3 protein-coding genes are annotated in these 2577 nt (G+C 44.2%); 2 read left to right on the forward strand and 1 reads right to left on the reverse strand.

The window, feature by feature from the left end; translation table 11 throughout:
• Window positions 1-32 precede the first annotated feature (32 nt).
• Window positions 33-773, reverse strand: a complete 741-nt coding sequence (locus ACFFAP_RS32360; protein ID WP_375515057.1) for a 2-phosphosulfolactate phosphatase family protein — start codon at window positions 771-773, stop codon at window positions 33-35.
• A gap of 329 nt (window positions 774-1102) precedes the next feature.
• On the opposite strand from ACFFAP_RS32360, the gene ACFFAP_RS32365 reads away from it, so the two are divergent.
• Both ACFFAP_RS32365 and ACFFAP_RS32370 read left to right on the forward strand, forming a co-directional pair.
• Window positions 1103-1522: a BlaI/MecI/CopY family transcriptional regulator gene (locus tag ACFFAP_RS32365; protein ID WP_375515058.1), complete on the forward strand. Its 420-nt coding sequence runs from the start codon at window positions 1103-1105 to the stop codon at window positions 1520-1522.
• Window positions 1522-2361, forward strand: coding sequence for a M56 family metallopeptidase (locus ACFFAP_RS32370; protein WP_375515065.1), 840 nt, complete (start codon window positions 1522-1524; stop codon window positions 2359-2361). The genes ACFFAP_RS32365 and ACFFAP_RS32370 overlap by 1 nt, the downstream gene beginning before the upstream one ends.
• Window positions 2362-2577: the final 216 nt, after the last annotated feature.

Consider the following 2577-nt stretch of genomic DNA (forward strand, 5'->3'; position numbering starts at 1 on the left):
AAGTTTCTTCCCTATTCCCTATTCCCTATTCCCTATTTCCTTTGACTTTTTAAAACTCCCGTCTCTTGTTGTATGGGCAAGACATCTAAAATATCAGTTTGGGAACAATATTTTAAATCTTCGTGACAGTCAAGACGCAACAATCGTTGGCCGTGACTAGCTTGGTGAAGTAATCCCAATAAGTTATTTTGCCATTGAGAATAAAGAGCGATCGCACTAATTACTTCATCGTTACCAGCTAATTCTTCTGGTGAGAGCTGTCTTTGCTGTAAAAGACTATGAGCGATCGCACCTGCACAAACTGTATCCTCTAAAGAAAAACTGCCTTCCCAACCAGAACCGACAATCCACACTGTCTCAGGTTGTAACTTTTGGAGAAATTGCACCACCGCCGCCCGGTTAATTAAGGCTGCTGCTAATAGATTTGGGGAGTCTTGTACCCGTTGTAAGGCACGAGTGCCATTGGTGGTACTGATAAACAAGCGACGCCCTTGGACTAATTCTGGTGTGCAGTCGAGCGGAGAGTTACCCAACTCAAAGCCAGCTACTTTCGCGCCACCGCGTTCTCCAGCCCGCAGACGTTTTTCAGAAGGCCATTTTTCGCTAACTTCAATTAATTGATCTAAATCGCTGAATACTTGTACAGCTTCGCCTCCAGCTGCCAAAACTGTCGCAATTGTGCTAGTGGCTCGCAAGACATCGACTGCGATCGCACATTCTGGCGCTTTACCCGTTGGAGTCAATTCAGGAGTGTGGTATACGAATAGCTTCACGCGCTGGATACACCTGCTTTAATACTACTGCCGAAAATAACATTTTACCTAGTTGATGTCACTAACTATAATCTCAATTGCTCTGGAATTATTTTTGACCATCAAAATACACAATGTATCTAATTCAAGAGATAAATACTTAAAAAGTTCATTTTTATGCTTTTAGACTTTCAGATTCGCTGCACTATCCTGTAATCTAAAACAAGAACAGACCTTCTAAAGCTGTATTTGGCATTCCAAGTTAGCACCACTACGCATCCTGACTAAGCTTGCCAAATAAAAACTCAAATTTTCACTTCCACTTTGCTCATCCCAAATCGAAAATTGCTATGGCACCTTTACCTGACTACCGCCCTAAACAACTATCTGTAGGCCCGTTGGAAGCGGAAATTTTAAATATTATCTGGGAACTTGGTTCAGTTACAGTAAAAGATGTACACGATCGCATCCTCGCCGATCCCAACCGTGAATTAGCGTATACTTCTGTTACCACCGTCTTACGTCGTCTCACTGATAAAGGTTGGCTAGCCTGTGACAAAAAAGAGCGGGCATTCTATTGGCGGCCATTACTGAGTAAGCAGCAATCAGATGTCATTAAAGCTCACGAGCAGTTACAGCGATTTCTAGCAGTGGGGAATCCCGATGTTGTTGCTGCCTTTGCTGATAGTCTGGATGAAGCAGCTAGCGAGCAAATAGCTGCGATCGCCAAACGTATTCAATCAGCACGCCAAGCTAGGGAGGAAAAATGATGCATCTAATAATGATTTTTAATGCTTTGGCTGTTGCTTGGTGGTTAAGATCCTCTTGGAATCAACCCCAAGCTAGTTGGAATCTGCGGTGGCAGCGATCGCTATTTTTGTTCCTCTTCCCCCCCTTGCTAATTTTCATGACAGCGATCGCTGTGCTGTTCATGGGGCCTCAAGGAGAAATGGGCGGAATGTATACAGGCTCAATTAGCTATTTACTAGCATTAATTTATTTGGCATTTTTTGCCATTTCATGCATTAAACTTGCCTTCCAAGGTTGGCAGTCTCTAGAATCTGCCCGTAACTGTCCCTTAGTGAATGTTGGCGATAGACGAGCCAGACTGCTGCAAACGGGGGCGCTGTTCGCAGGTCAAATCGGTTTTTGGCAACCAGAACTAGTGGTTAGCCAAGGATTAGTGCAAACTCTTTCACCTGCTCATTTAGAAAGCGTCTTAGCCCATGAGCAAGGGCATCACTATTACAGGGATACGTTCTGGTTTTTCTGGCTGGGTTGGGTGCGTTCCTGCACTGCATGGTTGCCGAATACAGAGCCTTTGTGGGAAGAACTTTTAGCTTTGCGCGAACTCCGTGCCGACGGTTATGCAGCATTGCAGGTAGATCCTCTGGTGTTAGCGGAATCACTTTTATTAGTAGTTAGTAGCAGCCCAGTCTTATCGGAAATTTGCTGTGCTGCATTAGGTTCTTCTGGTGCAGATCGCTTAGAACAAAGAGTAGAAGCTTTATTAGCACCACCAGAACCAACCCCAGAAGTTCAATTGCAATCCTGGCATGGCTTTCTGTTAGCTTTTCTACCTTTAGTAAGTGTGATGTTTCATAGTTAAGTTGAATTTATAGCAGGGAACAGGCAATAGGCAATAGGCAACAGGCTTGAAAGTGTCTTGATGTCGGAGTTTTACGATCAGTTTCTGTTCTAAACTATATTTCAACTGCTATAAAAAGCCACTACAGCCCAAAGCTGCGACGGTAGAGACTTCTGCTTTCCCTGTAGTAACTTCTGCCAAGACGTTTCCGTGTTTCGCGCAGCCTGTAGCAACTTC

Source organism: uncultured Nostoc sp., assembly GCF_964245575.1.
GTDB lineage: Bacteria > Cyanobacteriota > Cyanobacteriia > Cyanobacteriales > Nostocaceae > Nostoc.